General features: G+C 38.0%; 2 protein-coding genes and 1 pseudogene. All 3 read right to left on the bottom strand.

The window, feature by feature from the left end; all coding sequences use genetic code 11:
• Positions 1-178: 178 nt before the first annotated feature.
• Complete coding sequence (locus tag PLH43_RS11790) at positions 179-1771, bottom strand: hypothetical protein (RefSeq protein WP_324363340.1); 1593 nt, start codon at positions 1769-1771, stop codon at positions 179-181.
• Positions 1737-2501 carry a SprT family zinc-dependent metalloprotease gene (locus tag PLH43_RS11785; protein ID WP_324363337.1) on the bottom strand — a complete coding sequence of 255 codons (765 nt, stop codon included), beginning with the start codon at positions 2499-2501 and terminating at the stop codon, positions 1737-1739. Before PLH43_RS11785 ends, PLH43_RS11790 begins: the two co-directional genes overlap by 35 nt.
• Positions 2494-2943 (bottom strand): annotated as a pseudogene (locus tag PLH43_RS11780) (restriction endonuclease subunit R); the annotation flags it as partial. The gene PLH43_RS11785 and the pseudogene PLH43_RS11780, both read right to left, overlap by 8 nt.

Here is a 2943-nt window from a genome sequence, read left to right as displayed (position 1 = left end):
TTGCTTTTCTCATCCTCTCTTGCGTTCATTATCGCATTTATAAAATTTTCATGCCCAACTCGATGAGTTGGTTGAAACCATATCGAAATGACGAGGATTATGATTGAAACTTAATTTTTGGGCATAAAAAAAAGGACCCCTTTCGGAGTCCAAAACCAACTTAATGAGTTATCGATTTTTAATCTTCATCATCTTTTAATGTACTTCCCAGTTTTGGTATGCCTGCCTGATCCAAAACACTGTTAAAATCTTGTATCGACAGCCCTGGCATATTCTCTAGTATATGGATATATGTCTTGTCCGGATCTTTATAGTAATTTAATTTATTTGAAGACTTTTCGAATATCTTTTCTATAATACGGAGATTCAAACCTAAACCAACACAAATTGCCATTAATACATCAGTACCCATATTGTTGTACTTATCATTTTTTATTTTTCCGTGGTAATTCTTATGGAGCAGTGTTTTTTCATGAAATACTTCTGGATACTTCCATTTCCTGTTCTCCATCAAAAACCATACGCACTGGCACAGTGTGGTTGTCGGGTCTCCTAATTTTTTGATAAGCTCAATTTCTTCATTTTCGTCATAGGATAATAGGTGTTCATGGAACGCTGCATAAACCTCATCTGGTTCATAAACGAAGTTTGATTGATATTTTGGATGGAATGTCAGCATCCGCTGATCAACTCCAACAACATTATACAGGACATACGCCATGAAGTCTTTTCGAATATTCTGATAAGCTGTATATTTTTGCTCATGTATATTAATGGCACACTGAGCCAGGTTCTTTCTTGCTTTAGTGGTTAAACGCAGGCTTCCGTTTTCTGTTGTTACGTATTTTGGGTCTGCTAATACAAAGTAACCGTCAACAAACACGAATCGTCCACCGCTGACCCACTCCCGGAGAGAAGAATTCTGAGAAAGTAATTGGTATGCTTCTGCAGGAGTCAACGCTGCAAATTCTTTGCGGTTATTAATTTCATCAAAGACTGTATCATAATCTTCAAATTCAGATATTTCATCGAGAAGTCCAACTTCAATTAGCCTATACTTTACAGATGACCTTGAAACAATAAAGAACTCGCTTAAGTTTTCAACTAAAATATCACAGGATGGGGTAATATTGCTCTGTGGAGCCTTGTAACTTTCTATCAATTCCAAAGCTTTTTGCCTAAATGTCTTATATGGCATCAGCACTCTAGGTGCTAGCCTGTGCGCTTGCCATTCCAGCCATTTTACTTCGTTCTCTTTTGTTTTTTTCCCCTCCGGCGGTTCGTAGAATGTCTCTGACTGACGGCACATAATCGGATAAAGTTTTTCAGTAGCCTCAGCATTTTTGAGTGCTAGAATTTCAAAATATGTTTTATCCTTCTCCCAATGCAATGCTTCATGAATTAGAGTGTTTCGCTTAGAGCCTTCACCATATAGCGCTTCAGAATTGGGATCGACTAATATAGTTCCAGCAGGGAAGAAGGCAGAATGATATGTACCAGACTCACGATCGTAAACTTCAACCTCACCGTCAAGCAACATGCAGCAACCAAAAATGTCCAAGTTTCTGGAAAGGGATACTTCCTTGACTGTAAGGCCGACTTCTTGCAATATCTTTTCAACGGGCAGTGGCATCGGCGTTGTCAGAGCTTCTTTACAATGTCTTGTTAAAAATTTGGTAGCATAATCATCAAGGCGATTTTTCCCAAGAATTAGTGCTCCGGTTTTTTTATTTACATCAAAGATATCGCTCGATGTCGGTCTGCTCGTCATCTTTTTCCTTTTCTCCTTTCTCCATATGGTCAAGAGGCATAGTAGCCAGAATCTTCTTTACTTCTTTCCATGTAGGACATAATTCCTCAATAAGTGCATGAAATCGGTGTGTATGGTTTCTCTCCAATAAATGTACCAGTTCATGAATCACCACATATTCAAGACATTCTATTGGCTTTTTGACAAGCTGAAGGTTAATCCATATCCTACGTCTATCTATATTACATGTGCCCCACCTGGTTCTCATATTTTTGATACGATATTCCTCTGCATGAATTCCCGTCTTTTTCTCACAGTCTATTACAACAGTCTCCAGTACACGTTTTAATTCTTTTCTGTACCACTCGATGAGCAGATTTTCTCTCGTCTTAGTGTTCGTTCCCTCTGGTACTGTCATAATTATTTTAGTCGGTGTCTTAACAATTTTACGGTGTGTTCCCTCATATACTACCTGCAATCTGTAGGGCTTGCCCCATAAATAATGGGATTCTCCAGAAATATATTCTCTCTTGCTTTGACGTTCCTGTGCTAACATCTTGTCTCTGACTTTAGTAATCTCCGGCATTTTTTTAAGAACAAACAATTCGATATCCTCGTTCTTTATTCCGGCTGGCGTGCTAACAGTAACATCACCCGTTGGTGGGTTTATCCTGATGTATAAATTTTTCAGATTTTCTTTTCTGATAATCTCAATCGGTAATCCACCGATTACCATTATTTCATTATGCATCGTATTCTTCCTGCCTTTGTACTATTTCGAAAACATTATTGGTTTCTTCCGTGGCTCTGTCTTCAGTATACATATGAGCCAATAATTTTTTATATATAGCAAGTCTAATACGCTGCTGTTTTTGAAAATTTCTTTTCCACTCAGGCTGTATGGAAATGCGAATTGCATTGTCAACATCAACGGCCAATTCAACATTATTTTGAAAATAATCATAAAGAGCACGCCTTGCTGCGCTATCTTTTACCTCATCAGGATAGTTGCTGGTTGTTTCTGGATGAAGAATAGCCTCTGCCAATTCAACAACCTGTCTCAGGTATTCTTCATAGCTCATTGCTTCTGCCTTGCGTTGTAGGATTATTTTCTTAAGCATCTCAGACATTTTGCCGTAATACACACTGTTTGAACTCATTTTTCTGACAATTTCATGCTGTAAGTTATTTTC

The sequence above is a fragment of the Acetivibrio sp. genome (genome assembly GCF_035371925.1).
GTDB lineage: Bacteria > Bacillota > Clostridia > Acetivibrionales > Acetivibrionaceae > Hungateiclostridium.
The sequence above is the reverse complement of the archived record's forward strand: the minus strand, read 5'-3'. Positions and strand labels throughout refer to the sequence as shown.

What these genes read in the sequence shown, in the direction of transcription:
- PLH43_RS11785 (WP_324363337.1), bottom strand. Translation starts at nt 2,501, where the DNA reads ATGCATAATGAAATAATGGTAATCGGTGGATTACCGATTGAGATTATC.
- PLH43_RS11790 (WP_324363340.1), bottom strand. Translation starts at nt 1,771, where the DNA reads ATGACGAGCAGACCGACATCGAGCGATATCTTTGATGTAAATAAAAAA.